An 18,698-nucleotide genomic window follows, 5' to 3' on the forward strand; every position below is an offset into this window, starting at 1 on the left:
GCGCCCCTAGACTGGTGCGGGTGACCCCTGAACAGCTCGCTGCAGCGATCCATGCCGTGCTGACCGAGGCCGCCGGCACCGGCGACCTGGCCCTCGCCGAGGCCGACCTGCCGGCCGTCGGGGAGCTGCGCGTGGAGCGGCCGCGCAGCCGCGAGCACGGGGACTGGGCGAGCAACGTCGCGATGCAACTGGCCAAGCGCGCGGGTATGCCCCCGCGCCGGCTCGCCGAGGTCGTCGCCGGGCGGCTGCAGCGCGTCGACGGGGTCGCGGCGGTCGATGTCGCCGGGCCGGGCTTCCTCAACATCACGCTGGACGCCGCGAGCGCGGGTGAGCTGGCCCGAGGCATCGTCGAGGCGGGTGAGGCCTACGGACGGGGAGAGACCTTCGCGGGGGAGCGCATCAACCTGGAGTTCGTGTCCGCCAACCCGACCGGGCCGATCCACCTCGGAGGCACCCGGTGGGCCGCGGTCGGGGACGCGCTCGGCCGGGTGCTGGAGGCCAGCGGCGCGGACGTGATGCGGGAGTACTACTTCAACGACCACGGCGCGCAGATCGACCGTTTCGCCCGGTCCCTCCTCGCCGCGGCCCGGAAGGAGCAGGCCCCCGAGGACGGCTACGCCGGTGCCTACATCGACGACATCGCCGCCGAGGTCGTCCGGCAGCACCCTGAGGTGCTCGAGCAGGACGAGGCGCAGGCCCAGGAGACCTTCCGGCAGGCCGGCGTCGCGCTGATGTTCGACGAGATCAAGGCCTCGCTGGAGCACTTCGGGGTGCGCTTCGACGTCTTCTTCCACGAGAACTCGCTGCACGAGTCCGGCGCGGTCGAGCGGGCCGTCCAGCGGCTGCAGCAGCAGGGGGAGATGTTCGAGCGGGACGGCGCCCTGTGGTTGCGCACGACCGCGCACGGTGACGACAAGGACCGGGTCGTCATCAAGAGCGACGGACGACCCGCCTACATCTCCGGGGATCTCGCCTACTACCTCGACAAGCGGGAGCGCGGCTTCGACCGCGCCATCATCATGCTCGGCGCCGACCACCACGGCTACGTCCAGCGGATGATGGCGATGTGCGCGGCCTTCGGCGACGAGCCGGGGGTCAACCTCGAGATCCTCATCGGCCAGCTGGTCAACCTCGTCAAGGACGGGCGGCCCGTCCGGATGTCCAAGCGTGCGGGCACCGTCGTCGTCCTCGAGGACCTCGTCGGGGCGGTCGGCGTGGACGCCGCGCGCTACGCGCTGACCCGGAGCTCGTCGGACACCAGCATCGACATCGACCTGGACCTGCTGGCCCGCCGGACCAATGACAACCCCGTCTTCTACGTGCAGTACGCCCACGCCCGCACCTGCAACGTCGCCCGGCTCGCCGGCGAGGACGGGGTGTGTCGCGAGGACGGCTTCGACCCGGCGCTGCTGGGCCACCCGACCGAGTCGGCGCTGCTCGCCGCGCTCGGGGACTTCCCCCGGGTCGTGGCGCAGGCGGCCCAGCTGCGCGAGCCGCACCGGGTGGCGCGCTACCTCGAGGACCTCGCGGGCCACTTCCACAAGTGGTACGACGAGTGCCGGGTCCGGCCGATGAGCGCCGACGAGGAGATCACCGACCTGCACCGCACCCGCCTGTGGCTGAACGACGCCACCCGGCAGGTGCTGGCCAACGGCCTGGGCCTGCTCGGCGTCACCGCACCCGAGCGCATGTGAGCGCCGGGGCACCCCGCCCCCGCCCGGCACCTCCCCGCCCCGACCCCCTGGAGCCGCCCGTGTCCTCGTCCACCTCGACCTCCGCGACCTCTTCAGGGTCCTTGCCGCTGCGCGTCGCCCTGCTCGGTGGCGGGACCGTCGGCGCGGCCGTCGCCCGCGCCCTGCTGCAGCACCCCGACCGGTATGCCGCCCGCCTGGGCCGCCCGGTGGAGCTGCTGGGCGTCGCGGTGCGCGACACCCGGCGGGAGCGGGAGGGCATACCCTCAGCGCTGCTGACCGACGACCCCGGCACCCTGGCCGAGCGGGCCGACGTGGTCGTGGAGGTCATGGGTGGCCTGGAGCCCGCCGGTGAGCTGATGGGTGGCGCGCTGCGCCGCGGCGTCCAGGTGGTCACGGCCAACAAACAGCTCATCGCACGTGAGGGCGAGGAGCTGCACGCGCTGGCGCAGCAGCACGGCGGCGGGCTGCACCTCGAGGCGGCGGTCATGGCCGCGGTGCCGGTGATGTCGGTGGTGCGTGAGGCCCTGGCGGGGGACGAGATCACCCGCATCCGGGGCATCGTCAACGGCTCGACCAACTACGTCCTCGACCTCGTCGCCCGGGAGGGGTCCCCTTCGCCGACGCCGTGCGCCAGGCCGGTGAGCTGGGCTACCTCGAGGCCGACCCCACCGAGGACCTGGAGGGACTCGACGCCGCGGCCAAGATCGCCATCCTCGCCCGGACCGCCTGGGGTGTGCCCGCGCCGCTGGACGAGGTCGACGTCACCGGGATCTCGGGGCTGACCGACGCCGACTTCGCCGCGGCCGCGGAGCAGGGCGGGGTGCTCAAGCTGGTCGCGACCGCCGAGCGGGTCCCGGGGGGCCGGGTGCGCACCACGGTGCGCCCCGAGGTGCTCCCGGCCGCCGACCCGCTCGCCCAGGCCCGCGGCGGCACCAACGTCGTCGAGCTGGACGCCGCCCTGGCCGGACCGGTGCGGCTCGTCGGGGCCGGAGCCGGCGGGGACGAGACCGCCTCCGCCGTGCTCGCGGACATCGTGCGGGCCGGCCTCGCGGTCGCGGGCTCGTAACCGGCCGGTCCGGTATGGATCGGCGCGCCGTGCGTGTTATCTTGAGGGCGTCTCGTGACACACGCCGACCGGTTCTGGCCGGCTCCGAGGCATCTCACACGCACGGGCCTTGCGACCATCAGTGACGTGTCCTGATCCGTAGGCCGCACTCCGGTCCAACCCCGTGCGAGACCGACCGTGGTGCCGTCCACGCGCACCACGACACCTCAGACCCCGACACGGCAGAGGCCGAGGGGGAAGGAATCCCACGTGACTGAGATCACCGACGCCGGCGCGACCCGCACGGGCGCGCTGAGCACCCTGCGCCTGGCCGAGCTGCAGCAGCTCGCGTCCGGCATGGGCATCACCGTGAACCCCAAGATGCGCAAGGCCGACCTCGTGTCCGCCATCCGGGAGCAGCGTGGGGGTGCTGCCTCCAGCAACGGTGCGGCGCGTCCGGAGGCCGGCCAGGACCGGTCCGCCGACGACACCCGTCCGTCGCAGGAGCGGCCGGCCGTGCAGGACGGCGGCGTCACGGGTCTGGAGGCCGCGCTCGACCGCGCCCAGGCCGAGCGGGAGGAGACCGGCGCCGCGGGCGGCGGGTCCCGCACCCGCCGCAGCCGCCGGGGTGGGTCGTCCGCGGGTGCGCCGCGCTCGGCGCAGGAGCGCGGGCAGGAGCAGGCCCAGGACCAGGTTGGCGCCACGCAGGCCGAGGAGCGCGGCGACCAGCGCCGTGACGACCGCGCCGGCGGGTCGGCAGACCGCCAGGACGAGCAGCGCGACCGGCAGCAGGGTCAGCGCGACCGCCAGGGCGACGGCGGCCAGCAGTCCCGCCAGGGGGACCAGGGCGACCAGGGCGGGCAGTCCCGCCGCGACCAGGGCGACCAGGGCGGGCAGTCCCGCCGCGACCAGGGGCAGCAGGGCGACAGCCAGGGCCAGCGGGCCCAGGGCGAGAACGACCGTGACGGCTGGGACGACGACGAGGGCGGCCGCCGCGGGCGCCGTCGCAACCGCAACCGCAACCGCGACCGCAAGCGGGGGCGCGGCGGTCAGCAGGGTGGTGGCGGCGGAGGCCAGCAGGAGGCCGAGAGCTACACCGAGGAGGACGTGCTCGTCCCCGTCGGCGGTGTCGTCGACCTGCTCGACAGCTACGCCTTCATCCGCACCACCGGCTACCTGCCCGGCCCGACCGACATCTACGTGCCGATGGGCATGGTCAAGCGCCACGGTCTGCGCAAGGGTGACGCCGTCACCGGAGCGATCAAGGCACCGCAGGAGGGCAGCGACGCCGGGCAGCACACCGTGTCCTCGACCGGCAACAAGCGGGACAAGGGCAAGTTCAGCGCGCTGGTGCGGCTGGACAGCATCAACGGCCAGGAGGCGGAGCAGGCGCGCCGCCGGCCGGAGTTCTCCAGCCTCACCCCGCTCTACCCGCAGCAGCGGCTGCGGCTCGAGACCGAGCAGAAGAACCTCACCACCCGGATCATCGACCTGGTCGCCCCCATCGGCAAGGGCCAGCGCGGACTGCTGGTGGCGCCGGCCAAGGCGGGCAAGACCCTGATCCTGCAGGCCATCGCCAACGCGATCACCACGAACAACCCTGAGGTCCACCTCATGGTCGTCCTCGTGGACGAGCGCCCGGAGGAGGTCACGGACATGCAGCGTGCGGTCAAGGGCGAGGTCATCTCCTCGACCTTCGACCGCCCGGCCAGCGACCACACGACGGTCGCCGAGCTGGCGATCGAGCGGGCCAAGCGCCTGGTCGAGATGGGGGGCGACGTGGTGGTGCTCCTGGACTCCATCACTCGCCTGGGCCGGGCTTACAACCTGGCGGCCCCGGCCTCGGGCCGGATCCTGTCCGGTGGTGTCGACTCCGCCGCGCTCTACCCGCCGAAGAAGTTCTTCGGCGCCGCGCGCAACATCGAGAACGGCGGCTCCCTGACGATCCTGGCGACCGCTCTGGTGGAGACCGGCTCCAAGATGGACGAGGTCATCTTCGAGGAGTTCAAGGGCACCGGCAACATGGAGCTCAAGCTCGACCGCCAGCTCGCCAACCGCCGATCTTCCGGCGGTCGACATCAACGCCTCCGGCACGCGGCGCGAGGAGATCCTCATGAGCTCGGAGGAGCTGAAGATCATGTGGAAGCTCCGCCGGGTCCTGGCGGCGCTCGACCAGCAGCAGGGAATCGAACTGCTCATCGACCGGTTGAAGAAGACGAAGCACAACTACGAGTTCCTCACCCAGGTCCAGCAGACCAGCTCGGTCCGGCTGGACGACGAGGACTGAGCGGTCCGCCGGACCGTCCAGATCACGTAGACTGATCCGCTGGCCCACCGGTTCACGTCCGCGCAGTCGCGCGGGCGACCCGGGGACACACGCCATCCCGAGGAGAGACATGCAGAAGGACATCCACCCGGAGTACGTCGAGACCCAGGTCACCTGCACCTGCGGCGCGTCGTTCACCACCCGGAGCACCGCCACGTCCGGCCGCATCAGCGCCGACGTCTGCTCCAACTGCCACCCGTTCTACACGGGCAAGCAGAAGATCCTGGACACCGGTGGGCGTGTGGCCCGCTTCCAGGAGCGCTACGGCAAGAAGGCCGCCAGCTAGGACCCGTGCAACGCCGGTCCCGCGAGATGCTCGCGGGGCCGGCGTTCGCCGTCCCACGCGCCGGTCACGTCCGGTGCCGGACCAGACAGCGCCGGTCCCACCGGCCCGCGGTGATCGAAGGAGGTCACGGTGTTCGACACGGTGTTCAACTCCGCGCTCCCGCTGCTCGAGGAGCACGCGGACATCGAGCGGCAGCTCGCCGACCCCGCGGTGCACGGAAACCCCTCGGCGCTGCGGCGGCTCAACAAGAGGTATGCCGCCCTCGGGCCGGTCGTCGCGGCATACCGGTCCTGGGAGGCGGCGACCGGTGACCTCGAGGCTGCGCGCGAGCTGGCGCAGGAGGACCCGGCCTTCGCGGCCGAGCTGCCCGACCTGGAGCAGGCGGCCGGCGACGCGGCGGAGCACCTGCGGCGCCAGCTCGTGCCGCGCGACCCGGACGACGACCGCGACGTGATCCTCGAGGTCAAGGCCGGGGAGGGCGGCGAGGAGTCGGCACTCTTCGCCGGGGACCTCATGCGGATGTACCTGCGCTACGCCGAGCGGCGGGGCTGGCGGACCGAGATGCTCGACGCCACCCCCTCGGACCTCGGTGGCTACAAGGAGGCCCGGGTGTCGGTGGCGGCGCCGGGCACGCCGCAGCCGGGGGACGCGCCGTGGGCCCGGCTGAAGTACGAGGGCGGCGTCCACCGGGTGCAGCGGGTGCCGGTCACCGAGAGCCAGGGCCGGGTGCACACCTCGGCGGCCGGGGTGCTCGTCATGCCCGAGATCGAGGACCCGGCCGAGGTCGACCTCGACCCGCACGACCTCAAGATCGACGTCTTCCGCTCCTCCGGACCCGGCGGGCAGTCGGTCAACACCACCGACTCGGCCGTCCGGATCACGCACCTGCCGACCGGTCTGGTCGTCTCCTGCCAGAACGAGAAGAGCCAGCTGCAGAACAAGGAGTCGGCCCTGCGCGTGCTCCGCGCGCGCCTGCACCAGATCGCGGTGGAGGAGGCCGAGGCGGCGGCCAGCCAGGCCCGGCGTAGTCAGGTGCGGACCGTGGACCGCAGCGAGCGCATCCGCACCTACAACTTCGGCGAGAACCGGATCGCAGACCACCGCACCGGCTTCAAGGCCTACAACCTGGACCAGGTGCTCGACGGCGACCTCGACCCCGTGGTCCAGTCGGCCGTGGACGCGGACGAGGCCGCACGGCTGGACGCCGTGGGCCGGCAGTGACCGTCGACGAGCTGGTCCGCGCCGCCACCCGGCGGCTGGCCGGCGCGGGGGTGCCGAGCCCGGGGGTCGACGCCGAGCTGCTGCTCGCGCACGCCCTCGGTCAGGACGTCTCCCAGGTGCGGCGGGGCCGGGTGCTGCGCGAGAGCGTCGGGGCGCAGGCGCACGCCCGCTTCCTCGAGCTGGTGGTCCGCCGCGCGGGGCGCGAGCCGCTGCAGCACCTCACCGGCACCGCGCACTTCCACGGGCTGGACCTGAACGTGGGGCCGGGGGTCTTCGTCCCGCGTCCCGAGACCGAGACGCTGGTCGACCTCGCGCTGCGGCACCTGGCGCCGCTGCGGGAGCCGGTCGTCGTCGACCTGTGCACCGGCAGCGGGGCGGTCGCGCTCGCGATCGCCGTGGCCCGACCGGACGCCCGGGTGGGCGCCGTGGAGCTGTCTCGCGAGGCATACCGGTATGCCCGCGCCAACGTCGCCGCGCTCGGTGCCGACGTCGACCTGCGGCTGGGGGAGGCGCAGGAGGCCTTCGCCGACCTGCTGGGCCGGATCGACGTCGTGGTGTGCAACCCGCCCTACATCCCGCCGGACGCCGTCCCGGTTGACGTCGAGGTGCGCGAGCACGACCCGGGGCTCGCGCTCTACGGCGGCGGCGCCGACGGGCTGCGGGTCCCGGCCGAGGTGGCCGGGCGCGCGTGCGAGCTGCTCCGCCCCGGCGGGGTGCTGCTCATGGAGCACGCGGACGTGCAGGGCGAGGCGATCGTGGAGCTGCTCGTCACCGCGGGCTGGGTGGACGTCGTCGACCACGAGGACCTCACCGGGCGCCCCCGGGTGGTGGCGGCGACGCGGCCCGCCCGCTGAGGCACACCCCCTTGCATGAATTCGACCTTGGGTTCCGTCGCCATGGCGACGAAAACCAAGGTCGAATTCCGGTGGGTCAAAAACTGACGATCAGAAGATGAAGATCAGCAGGGCGATGATGAGCAGGATGCCCACGATGGTCCAGATGAGGTTGCTTCCACGCATACGGTCCACGTCCTTGAGGTCGGGCGGGCGCCGGGTGGCGCCCGCGTCGGGAATGCTCCAGCCAACTGCCGCCCGCTGACCCCTGCAAGTCGAAGCGCCCCGGCCCGGTCGTGGGAAGATGGTTCGGCTCCACGTCCCTGCCCGATCCCGGAGGCCCCATGTCCGCCACGCCGCTGCAGGACCGCCTGCTCGACTGCACGGAGGAGAACCAGCGCGAGTCCTCGCTCGCCCGTGCCGCGGAGGTGGTCCGCGAGGGCAAGGTGGTGGTCCTGCCGACCGACACGGTCTACGGCGTGGGTGCCGACGCCTTCGACGTCGTCGCGGTGGCGATGGTCCTCGCGGCCAAGCACCGCGGGCGCGAGATGCCTCCGCCCGTGCTGGTGCCGAACCCGCGGACCGTCGACGGCCTGGCGACCGACCTGCCGATGTATGCCCGGATGCTCATGCGCCACTTCTGGCCCGGGCCGCTCACGCTCGTGCTGCGGGCCCAGCCCTCGCTGCAGTGGGACCTGGGTGAGACGAACGGCACCGTCGCGCTACGCATGCCGGACGACGAGATCGCCCTGAGCCTGCTGGCCGAGGTCGGGCCGCTGGCCGTGACCAGCGCCAACGTCACCGGTCAGCCGACCGCGACGACGGCGCAGGAGGCCTTGGACCAGCTCGGCGGAGCGGTCGCCGCCTATCTCGACGGTGGTCCGCGGACCGGCGGGGACCCGTCGACCATCATCGACTGCACGGGGGAAGAGCCGGTCGTGCTGCGCCCCGGTGCGCTCAGCGCCGAGGACATCCGGGCGGTGCTGGGGACGACCGTCCTGCACGACTCGCCCTCGGACGCCGAGCCCGCCGCTGAGGGTGGGGAGCACGACGGCATACCCGAGGAGCCGGACGCCGACGAGGACGAGGGAGCCCAGGACGACCGGGCGACGCTCGTCGGGTCGGTGCGACCGAGCGGGGTCCCGGCGGCCTCGGGATCGATGCGCACCATCCCCGCGACCTCCTCCGCGGGGGAGCCGAGCACCCCCTAGAGTGAGGGCCATGACGACCCGCGTGAGTCCGGACACCTACTACGGCCCCTCCTTCTCCGCGCTGCTGGAGCAGGATCCGGACATCGCCGGGCTCCTCGTCTCCGAGCTGGACCGGCAGCGGGCCGGTATCCAGCTCATCGCGAGCGAGAACCAGACGAGCCCGGCGGTCCTCGCCGCCCTCGGGTCCACGCTGTCCAACAAGTACGCCGAGGGCTACCCGGACGCCCGCTACTACGGCGGGTGCGCCGAGGTCGACAAGGTGGAGAAGCTCGCCATCGAGCGGGCCAAGGAGCTCTTCGGCGCCGACCACGCCAACGTGCAGCCGCACTCCGGGGCGAGCGCCAACCAGGCGGTCTACGGCGCCTTCGCCTCCCCGGGGGACACCATCCTGGCCATGTCCCTGGACCACGGCGGGCACCTCACGCACGGCTTCAAGGTGAGCTTCTCGGGCAAGTGGTTCAACGCCGTGCACTACGGCGTCGCCCAGGACACCGAGGACATCGACTACGACCAGGTCGAGGCGCTGGCCAAGGAGCACCGGCCCAAGATCATCCTCGCGGGCGGCTCGGCGATCCCGCGGCTCATCGACTTCGAGCGCTTCCGCGCGATCGCCGACGAGGTCGGCGCGATCTTCTGGGTGGACGCCGCCCACTTCATCGGGCTGGTCGCCGGCAAGGTCATCCCGTCGCCGGTGCCGCACGCCGACATCGTGTCGTTCACGACGCACAAGGTGCTGCGCGGTCCGCGCGGCGGGGCGATCGTCTGCAAGGTGGAGCACGCCAAGAAGATCGACCGCGCGGTCTTCCCATGATGCAGGGCGGCCCGCTCATGCACGGTGTCGCCGGCAAGGCGGTCAACTTCGCCGAGTGCATGACCCCGGCCTACCAGGCCTATGCCCAGCAGGTGCTCGACAACGCCGCCGCGCTGGCGGGTGCGCTCGACGCCCGCGACATCCGTCCCATCACGGGAGGGACCGACACCCACCTGTCCCTGCACGACCTGCGCGGCGTCGGGGTCACCGGCAGGGACGCCGAGGCCCGCTGCGACGCCGCGGGGATCGTGCTCAACAAGAACGCCATCCCGTTCGACCCGGAGAAGCCCAACGTGGCCTCGGGCATCAGGGTGGGCAGCCCCTCGGTCACCACCCAGGGCATGGGCACCGAGCAGATGGGCACCATCGCCGACCTCATCCACCGGGCCGTCACCGAGACCGACGGCGACCCGGAGCACCCGGTGGCCCGGGAGATCCGGGCCCAGGTCGGCGAGCTCGTGACGTCCTACCCCGCCTACCCCGAGCCCGCCGCGGGTTGACTCGGGACGGGGCCGCGCGGCATACCGCCGTCGCGAGCCGCCGAGAGGGGAGAGGCGCCGGTGCGCGAGTTCATGATGGTGCTGCTGACAGCAGCGATCGTGACCTACCTGGCCACCCCCTGGTCCGCCGCCTCGCCCTGCGCCTGGGCGCCATCACGGCGGTGCGCGACCGCGACGTCCACTCGGTGCCGATCCCTCGGCTCGGCGGAGTCGCCATGCTGCTGGGCTTCGCGGCGGCGGTGCTGCTCGGCTCCCAGCTGCCCTACCACGGGCAGCTCTTCGACGCGACGCCCCGACTCTTCGGCGTGCTGGCGGCCGCGGTCCTCATCACCGCGCTCGGGGCCATGGACGACATCCGCGAGCTGGACTGGCTGACCAAGCTGGCCGGGCAGGTGCTCGCCGGCGGGATCATGGCGTTCTACGGCGTGCAGCTGGAGTCGCTGCCGATCCTGGGCGTGACTGTGCTTCCTGAACCGGTGATGGTCACCCTGACCATCCTCGTCGTCGTCATCTCCACCAACGCGGTGAACTTCATCGACGGGCTGGACGGGCTCGCGGCGGGCGTGGTGCTCATCGCGGCAGGGGCGTTCTTCGGCTGGACCTACCTGGTCAGCCGCAACTTCGACCCGCCCAACGTCTTCTCCGAGGCCACCTTCATCAGCGCCGCCCTCATCGGGGTATGCCTGGGCTTCCTGCCGCACAACTTCCACCCGGCGCGGCTGTTCATGGGGGACGCCGGGGCGCTGCTGCTCGGCCTGCTGCTCGCGGCGGCGACCATCTCGATGACGGGGTCGGTGGACCCGAACTCCTCGGTCGCCAGCGCCTCCGCGGCGACGGCCTTACTGCTCCCGATCCTCATCCCGCTCGCCATCCTCGCCCTGCCCTTCCTCGACATGGTGCTGGCCATCGCCCGGCGGACCAGGGCGGGTCAGCTGCCCTGGAAGCCGGACCGCGGCCACCTGCACCACCGGATGCTCGACATCGGGCACAGCCACCGGCGGGCGGTGGTGCTCCTCTACCTCTGGGCCCTGCTCATCGCGGCGGGGAGCGTGTCCTTCGCCTACCTGCCCTTCTGGGTCTCGCTGACCGGCATCCTCGGGCTACTCGTCCTGGCCGTGGGGCTGACCTGGCGTGCCGAGCCGGCGCGGGCCTCCGACGCCACCTCGACGTAGGCCTGTGACCAGCGGGTTCGTGGCATACCTCGTGCTTGTGATAACTTTCACAAGCGCGTCGCCCTGAGATGCCAGACCACCACACACGACCCGGGACGGAACGAGCCGACATGTCCGAGCGCCACGTGACAGAAGATGTCGCGGCTCGCATGGTGCGGCGTGCCTCCGTGGGCACCCTGGTGGGTCTCGCTGCCGCGGTGCTCCTCACCGGTCTGCTCCGCTCCTGGAGCGCGGCCGGGTCCGTCGTCCTCGCCGGGATCGTCGTCGTCGGGGCCCTCACCGCGGGGCTCGTCGCCGTCCGGTGGCTGCTGCGGCAGCACGAGGCGGTCGTCCTGCCCGGGGCCTTCATGATCCTGCTGGTGGTGGTCGTGCTGCTGGCCTCGGTCGCTCTGGTCCTGCGGGGCGAGCCGTGGCTCGAGCGCGGGCCCTTCGCCCTCTCCGCCCTGCTCAGCGCGGTGCTCTACCAGGTGTTCCTCGTGCAGGCCTACCTCACCGGGCGCCAGCCGGCGCTGGACGTGTCCCTGCCGGGTGAGGGAGGGGCGCGATGAGGTACTCGCTGTTCGGTCACACCCCGAAGCGCGACGACGGGCTCCCGCCCCGGGACGACCGGGACGAGGGCGGTCAGAGCCCGGAGACCTCGATGGGCACCAGCGTCATCTCCTACCTGCTCGCCGGCCCCATCCTCTTCGGCGGGATCGCCTTGCTCGTGGGCCGGTGGATCGGCCAGGACTGGGTGGTCGCCGTCGGCATCCTCGCGGGAATGGCTCTGTCCATCTACATCATCTGGGTCAGGTACGGTACTCAATGACATCCCTGCTGGCCCCCGATCACGTTGCGAAGGAGTTCGCGTGACCAGTGTGACCCTGGGACGACCACTAGTCCTGGCGGACGAGTCCGGTTTCCACGCCCCGTCCCCGGCCGACTTCTGGCAGCCCTACTTCGGGCCGGAGGGCTGGGAGATCACCCGCCCGATGTTCGTCATGACGCTCGTCACCATCGGCCTCGTGGCGCTGCTCACGCTGGGCACCAAGAACCTCCGGCTCGTCCCCGGCAAGGGCCAGTTCCTCTTCGAGACGGTCTACGGCTTTGTCCGCAACGACATCTCGCGCGACCTCATCGGCAGCAAGCACTACAAGAGGTATGTCCCCTTCCTGCTGGCCATCTTCCTCTTCGTGCTCGCCAACAACCTCATGGGCATCACCCCCTTCGTGATGCTGGCGCCGACGGCCGTCATCGGGGTGCCCATCGCGCTCACCGCGGTGGTGTACGTCGTCTACCACCTGGCCGGCTTCCGGCAGCAGGGCTTCATCGGCTACTTCAAGCACATGGTCCCCGAGGGCGTGCCGATGGTCATCGCGCCCGTCGTGCTGCTCCTGGAGATCTTCAGCTACTTCGTCACCCGGCCCCTCACGCTGGCCCTGCGACTCTTCGGCAACATGTTCGCCGGTCACATGATCCTCACCCTCTTCGTCGCCGGCGGCTGGTTCCTGGTGCAGCAGGGTGCGCTCATGGCGATCGCCGGTGCCGGATCCTTCCTCATGGCCTTCCTCATGACCTTCTTCGAGCTGCTCATCCAGGTCGTCCAGGCCTACGTCTTCACGCTGCTCGCGGCCTCCTACATCGGCGACGGACTCGCCGAGGGCCACTGATCCCTAACCGAATACCGAGACCGCACGATCGACCGGCTGCCACCAGCCGGTGACACCACACAGAAAGAGACACAATGGAAGCCCTTGCTCCCGCCATCGCCCTGGTCGGCTACGGCCTGTCCACCATCGGCCCGGCTATCGGTGTCGGCCTCATCTTCGCCGCCTACCTCAACGGTGTGGCCCGCCAGCCCGAGGCCCGCGGCGCGCTGACGCCGTTCACCATCCTCGGCTTCGCCGTCGCCGAGGCCCTGGCCATCCTGGGCTTCGTCCTCTTCTTCCTCGTCTAAAGAAGTCGCGTCGGCCTACCGGGCGCCGCCCGCTCATCTTGCTGAAGGAGACACCGTGTCGCTACAGACGCTGGTCGTGAGGACCGCGGAGGGGACCGAGGAGCGACGATCCCCGATCTTCCCGCACACGCCGGAGCTGGTCTGGGGCCTGCTCATGTTCGGCGTGATCTTCCTGGTCGTCTGGAAGGTCGCCTGGCCCCGCCTCGAGGGCATCGTGACCGCCCGCCAGGACGCCATCGAGGGCGGCATGGAGCGTGCCGAGAAGGCGGAGGCCGAGGCCGCCGCCGCCAAGCGGAAGTACGAGGAGCAGCTCGGCGACGCCCGGGCCGAGGCCGCGCACATCCGTGAGAAGGCCAAGGAGCAGGGCGCGCAGATCATCGCCGAGATGCGCGAGCAGGCCAATGTCGAGGCCAACCGCATCACCGAGACCGCGCACAAGCAGATCGAGGCCGAGCGTCAGCAGGCCATGGTCCAGCTGCGCGGCGAGGTGGGGCAGATCTCCACCGCGCTGGCCAGCAAGATCGTCGGGGAGTCCCTCGACGACGAGGCGCGGCAGCGTGGGATCGTCGACCGTTTCCTCGCCGACCTCGACTCCGGAGCCATCACCCCGGAGAAGCTCGGCGCGGGCGACGAGGGCCGCTGACATGGACAGCGCCTACCGCCGGTCCTACCACGAGGCCCGTCAGGGATTGGAGCAGGTGCTCCAGCACGAGGGCGGGTCGGTCGACCCCGGTCGTGTCGGCGAGGAGCTCTGGGCCGTGGCCCGGCTCGTCGACGGCAACAAGGTGCTCGCCCGCACCCTGGCCGACCCCTCGCGTGAGGGGGCCGACCGGGCGGCGCTGGCGCAGCGGCTGCTCGCCGGCAAGGTCGGCGACGGGGCGCTCCACGCCGTGAAGGCCGTGGTGGCTCAGCGGTGGCCCGGGACCGGCGGTGTCACCACCGCCCTGGAGCGGCTCTCCGTCGAGGCCCACCTCGTGCACGCCCACCGTCACGACCGGCTCGCCCAGGTCGAGGACGAGCTGTTCCGGTTCGCCCGGATCATCGAGTCCACCCCCGAGCTGCAGTCGGCCCTGGCCGACCGGCGTGCGCCGGCCTCGGCCAAGCGCGCCCTGGTCGAGCGGCTGCTCTCGGTGAAGTCCGCGCCCGAGACGGTCAGCTTGGCCAGCCAGGCTGCGGTCGGGATCCGCGGCACCCGCGTCGAGCGCACGCTCGCGGCATACCTCGAGCAGGCCGCCGACGTCCAGGACCAGGTGACGGCGATCGTCACCACCGCGGTCCCGCTGTCCGCCCAGCAGGAGGACGCCCTGCGCGCCACCCTGAGCACGCAGTACGGCCGCACCGTGCACACCAATGTCGTCGTCGACCCGCAGGTCGTCGGTGGCATCCGGGTGGAGATCGGCGACGAGGTCATCGACGGCACCGTCAGCCACCGACTGGACCAGGCTGCCCGCCTCATGGCCAGCTGAACGAGAACCACCACCTACCCCACAGCACCGGCCCACCCACAAGCCCGGGCCACGACGAGGAGAAGACACATGACGGAGCTTTCGATCCGTCCGGAGGAGATCCGGGACGCGCTGGACCAGTTCGTCCAGTCCTACGAGCCGGGCACGGCCTCTCGCGAAGAGGTCGGCCGCGTGGTCGACGCCGGTGACGGCATCGCCCACGTCGAGGGCCTGCCCTCGGTGATGACCAACGAGCTGCTCGAGTTCGCCGACGGCACGCTGGGCCTGGCCCTGAACCTCGACGTGCACGAGGTCGGTGTGATCGTGCTGGGTGACTTCTCCGGCCTGGAGGAGGGCCAGGAGGTCCGCCGGACCGGCGAGGTCCTCTCGGTCCCGGTCGGCGACGGCTACCTCGGTCGCGTCGTCAACCCGCTCGGCCGGCCGATCGACGGGCTCGGCGACGTGGAGACCGACGGTCGTCGCGCCCTGGAGCTCCAGGCTCCCGGCGTCATGGCCCGCAAGTCGGTGCACGAGCCGCTGCAGACCGGCATCAAGGCCATCGACTCGATGATCCCGATCGGCCGCGGGCAGCGCCAGCTCATCATCGGCGACCGCCAGACCGGCAAGACCACGGTGGCCATCGACACGATCCTCAACCAGAAGGCCAACTGGGACTCCGGTGACCCGGACAAGCAGGTGCGCTGCATCTATGTCGCGATCGGCCAGAAGGGCTCCACCATCGCCTCGGTCCGGAGCACCCTGGAGGAGAACGGCGCGCTGGACTACACCACGATCGTCGCCGCCCCCGCCTCCGACGCCGCCGGCTTCAAGTACCTCGCCCCCTACACCGGGTCGGCCATCGGCCAGCACTGGATGTACCAGGGCAAGCACGTCCTCATCGTCTTCGACGACCTGTCCAAGCAGGCCGAGGCCTACCGCGCCGTGTCGCTGCTGCTGCGTCGTCCGCCGGGCCGCGAGGCCTACCCGGGTGACGTCTTCTACCTGCACTCGCGGCTGCTCGAGCGTTGCGCCAAGCTCTCTGACGAGATGGGCGCCGGGTCGATGACCGGGCTGCCGATCATCGAGACCAAGGCGGGTGACGTCTCGGCCTACATCCCGACCAACGTCATCTCCATCACTGACGGGCAGATCTACCTGCAGGCGGACCTGTTCAACTCCAACGTCCGTCCCGCGATCGACGTGGGTGTGTCGGTCTCCCGCGTGGGTGGTGCGGCGCAGATCAAGGCGATGAAGTCGGTCTCCGGACGGCTCAAGGTCGACCTCGCGCAGTTCCGCGAGATGGAGGCCTTCGCGATGTTCGCCTCCGACCTGGACGACGCCTCGAAGGCCCAGCTGGCCCGCGGTGCGCGCATGGTCGAGATCCTCAAGCAGCCCCAGTCCTCCCCGGTCTCGGTCGAGGACCAGGTCGCGGTCATCTGGGCGGGCACCAACGGGCACATCGACGAGGTGCCGGTGAGCGACGTCCGTCGCTTCGAGACCGAGTGGGTCGAGTTCCTGCACCGCGAGCACGACGGCCTGCTGGACGGCATCCGCGAGAGCGGCAAGCTCGGGGATGACACCGATCAGGCCCTGGGCGACGCGATGAGCGCCTTCCAGTCCGAGTTCACCCCGGACGACAGCGCCGAGGTCGGCGTCGGCTCCGCCGAGGAGGACCCGGCCGAGGCCATGGGCGATGACGAGGTCGACCAGGAACAGCTGACCGTCCAGCGCAGCTGACGCGCCGGGCATACCAGCTGACCGAACGACCACCAGCGAAGACGAGAGAGGCGAGATATGGGAGCGCAGCAGCGGGAGTACCGCCAGCGCAGCCGGTCCGTCCAGTCGACGAAGAAGATCACCCGCGCGATGGAGCTCATCGCCGCGTCCCGGGTGGTCAAGGCGCGGCAGCGGGTCGCGGAGACGACGCCGTACGCCCGGGCGATCACCCGGGCGGCGTCGGCGGTCGCCACCCACGCGCACGTCGACCACCCGCTCACCACGAAGCGGGACGAGCAGAAGCGGGCCGGGGTGCTCATCATCACCTCCGACCGCGGGCTCGCCGGGGCCTACGCGGCCAACGTGCTCAAGCGCAGCGAGCAGCTGCGTGAGCTCGTCCAGGACTCCGGGATGGAGTTCGTCCCCTACCTGACCGGGCGCAAGGCGGAGTCGTACTACAACTTCCGCAACCGGGACTACGCGGACTCCTGGAGCGGCTTCTCGGACTCCCCGACCTTCGACGTCGCGCAGGAGATCTCCAAGCGGCTCATCGGCGAGTTCACCCGGGGCAGCGACGGCGCCGAGGGCGGGGTCGATGAGATCCACCTCGTCTACACGCGCTTCGTCAACATGGTGACCCAGGAGGTGCAGGTCACCCGCCTGCTGCCGCTGGAGGTCGTCGAGGACGCGGCGCCCAAGACCCCGGAGAACGGTTTCCCGCTCTACGAGTTCGAGCCGGACGCCGCCGAGGTGCTGGACGCCCTGCTGCCGCGCTACATCACCTCCCGGATCTGGAACGCCCTGCTCCAGTCCGCCGCCTCCGAGCTGGCCGCGCGCCAGCGGGCCATGAAGTCGGCGACGGACAACGCCGAGGAGCTCATCAAGACGTACACCCGTCTTGCCAACCAGGCCCGCCAGGCCGAGATCACCCAAGAGATCAGCGAAATCGTGGGCGGCGCGAGCGCCCTCGCCGACGCCAAGTAGTGAGAGGAAGCACGTAGCCATGACTGCTACCACCGAGGCTCCCAGCACGGAGCAGACCCAGGGCGCCGTGGGTCGGCTGGCCCGGATCATCGGCCCCGTCGTCGACGTCGAGTTCCCCCCGGGACAGATGCCGGCGCTCTACAACCTGCTGACGACGCAGGTCGAGGTGGGCGGGGACACCAAGACCGTCAACCTCGAGGTCGCGCAGGACATCGGCGACAACATGGTGCGCGCCATCTCCCTGCAGCCGACCGACGGCCTGGTCCGCGGCGCGCAGGTGCAGGACACCGGCGGCCCCATCACCGTCCCCGTCGGTGACGTGACCCTCGGGCACGTCTTCAACGCCACGGGTGACGTGCTCGACCTGCCCGAGGGGGAGACCCTCGAGGTCAACGAGCGCTGGGGCATCCACCGTCAGGCGCCGCCCTTCGACCAGCTGGAGTCCAAGACCCAGATGTTCGAGACCGGCATCAAGGTCATCGACCTGCTGACCCCCTACGTGCAGGGCGGCAAGATCGGCCTGTTCGGCGGTGCCGGTGTGGGCAAGACGGTGCTCATCCAGGAGATGATCGCCCGTGTCGCCCGCGACCACGGCGGTGTGTCCGTCTTCGCCGGCGTGGGTGAGCGCACCCGTGAGGGCAACGACCTCATCGTCGAGATGGAGGAGGCCGGCGTCCTCGGCCAGACCGCCCTGGTCTTCGGTCAGATGGACGAGCCGCCGGGCACCCGGCTGCGGGTCGCGCTGTCCGCGCTGACGATGGCGGAGTACTTCCGCGACGTGCAGAAGCAGGACGTGCTGCTCTTCATCGACAACATCTTCCGCTTCACCCAGGCCGGGTCCGAGGTGTCGACGCTGCTGGGCCGTATGCCCTCGGCCGTCGGCTACCAGCCGAACCTCGCCGACGAGATGGGCACCCTCCAGGAGCGGATCACCTCGACACGCGGTCACTCGATCACCTCGATGCAGGCGATCTACGTCCCTGCCGACGACTACACCGACCCGGCCCCGGCCACCACCTTCGCCCACCTCGACGCGACCACCGAGCTCTCCCGCCCGATCGCCTCGATGGGCATCTACCCGGCGGTGGACCCGTTGACCTCGACGAGCCGGATCCTGGACCCGCGCTACATCAGCCGGGAGCACTACGACACCGCCGTCCGGATCAAGTCGATCCTGCAGCGCTACAAGGAGCTGCAGGACATCATCGCGATCCTCGGTATCGACGAGCTCTCCGAGGAGGACAAGATCCTCGTCGGCCGCGCCCGTCGCATCCAGCGGTTCCTGTCGCAGAACACCTACGTCGCCAAGCAGTTCACCGGCATCGAGGGTTCGACCGTGCCGCTGAGCGAGACCATCGAGGCCTTCACCAAGGTCGCCGACGGTGACTACGACCACCTGCCGGAGCAGGCCTTCTTCATGTGCGGTGGCCTCGAGGACGTCGAGCGCCAGGCGGCCGAGCTGGAGAAGAACAGCTGACCGCTCCCCGCGACCGAACAGGCCTTGTGTCCCGCGACCGC

Annotated in this window: 15 protein-coding genes and 3 pseudogenes; all 18 read left to right on the plus strand. The window is 71.1% G+C overall.

From position 1 onward, the window contains the following. Nucleotides 1-20 precede the first annotated feature (20 nt). The 18 genes and pseudogenes from argS to atpD all read left to right on the plus strand — a co-directional run bounded on the left by argS (nucleotide 21) and on the right by atpD (nucleotide 18,657). A complete protein-coding gene (gene argS, locus FU792_RS03145; protein ID WP_022924408.1) occupies nucleotides 21-1,694 on the plus strand; it encodes an arginine--tRNA ligase in 1,674 nt (557 codons plus the stop codon). 59 nt (nucleotides 1,695-1,753) lie between these two features. Continuing rightward, a pseudogene (locus FU792_RS03150) lies at nucleotides 1,754-2,760 on the plus strand (homoserine dehydrogenase). Between the two features lie 249 nt (nucleotides 2,761-3,009). Next, nucleotides 3,010-5,026 (plus strand): annotated as a pseudogene (gene rho, locus FU792_RS03160) (transcription termination factor Rho). A 109-nt stretch (nucleotides 5,027-5,135) separates the two neighbouring features. Next, complete coding sequence (gene rpmE, locus FU792_RS03165; protein ID WP_022924405.1) at nucleotides 5,136-5,351, plus strand: 50S ribosomal protein L31; 216 nt, start codon at nucleotides 5,136-5,138, stop codon at nucleotides 5,349-5,351. Between the two features lie 141 nt (nucleotides 5,352-5,492). After that, nucleotides 5,493-6,572: a peptide chain release factor 1 gene (prfA, locus tag FU792_RS03170; RefSeq protein WP_028130910.1), complete on the plus strand. Its 1,080-nt coding sequence runs from the start codon at nucleotides 5,493-5,495 to the stop codon at nucleotides 6,570-6,572. Then, nucleotides 6,569-7,426, plus strand: coding sequence for a peptide chain release factor N(5)-glutamine methyltransferase (gene prmC / locus FU792_RS03175; RefSeq protein ID WP_022924403.1), 858 nt, complete (start codon nucleotides 6,569-6,571; stop codon nucleotides 7,424-7,426). The genes prfA and prmC overlap by 4 nt, the downstream gene beginning before the upstream one ends. Before the next feature lie 323 nt (nucleotides 7,427-7,749). Beyond that, complete coding sequence (locus tag FU792_RS03180) at nucleotides 7,750-8,616, plus strand: L-threonylcarbamoyladenylate synthase (protein ID WP_028130909.1); 867 nt, start codon at nucleotides 7,750-7,752, stop codon at nucleotides 8,614-8,616. Nucleotides 8,617-8,626: 10 nt separating this feature from the next. Beyond that, nucleotides 8,627-9,927: pseudogene (locus FU792_RS03185) on the plus strand (serine hydroxymethyltransferase). A gap of 161 nt (nucleotides 9,928-10,088) precedes the next feature. Then, entirely contained in the window at nucleotides 10,089-11,099 is a 1,011-nt protein-coding gene (locus FU792_RS03190; RefSeq protein ID WP_338101150.1) for an MraY family glycosyltransferase, read from the plus strand. Nucleotides 11,100-11,209: 110 nt separating this feature from the next. Beyond that, nucleotides 11,210-11,647: a hypothetical protein gene (locus tag FU792_RS03195; RefSeq protein ID WP_149814543.1), complete on the plus strand. Its 438-nt coding sequence runs from the start codon at nucleotides 11,210-11,212 to the stop codon at nucleotides 11,645-11,647. Next, nucleotides 11,644-11,907, plus strand: coding sequence for a hypothetical protein (locus tag FU792_RS03200; RefSeq protein WP_022924398.1), 264 nt, complete (start codon nucleotides 11,644-11,646; stop codon nucleotides 11,905-11,907). Before FU792_RS03195 ends, FU792_RS03200 begins: the two co-directional genes overlap by 4 nt. Before the next feature lie 40 nt (nucleotides 11,908-11,947). Beyond that, nucleotides 11,948-12,748, plus strand: a complete 801-nt coding sequence (gene atpB / locus FU792_RS03205) for a F0F1 ATP synthase subunit A (RefSeq protein WP_237739997.1) — start codon at nucleotides 11,948-11,950, stop codon at nucleotides 12,746-12,748. A gap of 74 nt (nucleotides 12,749-12,822) precedes the next feature. Next, complete coding sequence (locus tag FU792_RS03210; protein WP_010149162.1) at nucleotides 12,823-13,035, plus strand: ATP synthase F0 subunit C; 213 nt, start codon at nucleotides 12,823-12,825, stop codon at nucleotides 13,033-13,035. Nucleotides 13,036-13,090: 55 nt separating this feature from the next. Then, complete coding sequence (locus tag FU792_RS03215) at nucleotides 13,091-13,678, plus strand: F0F1 ATP synthase subunit B (RefSeq protein ID WP_149814544.1); 588 nt, start codon at nucleotides 13,091-13,093, stop codon at nucleotides 13,676-13,678. 1 nt (nucleotide 13,679) lies between these two features. Then, nucleotides 13,680-14,501 carry a F0F1 ATP synthase subunit delta gene (locus FU792_RS03220; RefSeq protein WP_022924395.1) on the plus strand — a complete coding sequence of 274 codons (822 nt, stop codon included), beginning with the start codon at nucleotides 13,680-13,682 and terminating at the stop codon, nucleotides 14,499-14,501. Nucleotides 14,502-14,570: 69 nt separating this feature from the next. After that, nucleotides 14,571-16,217 carry a F0F1 ATP synthase subunit alpha gene (gene atpA, locus FU792_RS03225; RefSeq protein ID WP_022924394.1) on the plus strand — a complete coding sequence of 549 codons (1,647 nt, stop codon included), beginning with the start codon at nucleotides 14,571-14,573 and terminating at the stop codon, nucleotides 16,215-16,217. 57 nt (nucleotides 16,218-16,274) lie between these two features. Next, the gene (locus FU792_RS03230; RefSeq protein WP_022924393.1) at nucleotides 16,275-17,180 is read left to right on the plus strand and encodes a F0F1 ATP synthase subunit gamma; all 906 of its coding nucleotides are present in this window, start codon (nucleotides 16,275-16,277) and stop codon (nucleotides 17,178-17,180) included. Nucleotides 17,181-17,199: 19 nt separating this feature from the next. Continuing rightward, nucleotides 17,200-18,657, plus strand: a complete 1,458-nt coding sequence (gene atpD, locus FU792_RS03235; RefSeq protein ID WP_022924392.1) for a F0F1 ATP synthase subunit beta — start codon at nucleotides 17,200-17,202, stop codon at nucleotides 18,655-18,657. The last annotated feature ends 41 nt before the right edge of the window (nucleotides 18,658-18,698 follow it).

The organism is Serinicoccus marinus DSM 15273, from assembly GCF_008386315.1.
Classification (GTDB): domain Bacteria; phylum Actinomycetota; class Actinomycetes; order Actinomycetales; family Dermatophilaceae; genus Ornithinicoccus; species Ornithinicoccus marinus.

Bases quoted from the DNA above. Each gene is read 5' to 3' on its own strand.
- rpmE (WP_022924405.1), top strand. From the start codon at position 5,136: ATGCAGAAGGACATCCACCCGGAGTACGTCGAGACCCAGGTCACCTGC.
- FU792_RS03180 (WP_028130909.1), top strand. From the start codon at position 7,750: ATGTCCGCCACGCCGCTGCAGGACCGCCTGCTCGACTGCACGGAGGAG.
- FU792_RS03195 (WP_149814543.1), top strand. From the start codon at position 11,210: ATGTCCGAGCGCCACGTGACAGAAGATGTCGCGGCTCGCATGGTGCGG.
- FU792_RS03200 (WP_022924398.1), top strand. From the start codon at position 11,644: ATGAGGTACTCGCTGTTCGGTCACACCCCGAAGCGCGACGACGGGCTC.
- FU792_RS03210 (WP_010149162.1), top strand. From the start codon at position 12,823: ATGGAAGCCCTTGCTCCCGCCATCGCCCTGGTCGGCTACGGCCTGTCC.
- FU792_RS03220 (WP_022924395.1), top strand. From the start codon at position 13,680: ATGGACAGCGCCTACCGCCGGTCCTACCACGAGGCCCGTCAGGGATTG.
- atpA (WP_022924394.1), top strand. From the start codon at position 14,571: ATGACGGAGCTTTCGATCCGTCCGGAGGAGATCCGGGACGCGCTGGAC.
- FU792_RS03230 (WP_022924393.1), top strand. From the start codon at position 16,275: ATGGGAGCGCAGCAGCGGGAGTACCGCCAGCGCAGCCGGTCCGTCCAG.
- atpD (WP_022924392.1), top strand. From the start codon at position 17,200: ATGACTGCTACCACCGAGGCTCCCAGCACGGAGCAGACCCAGGGCGCC.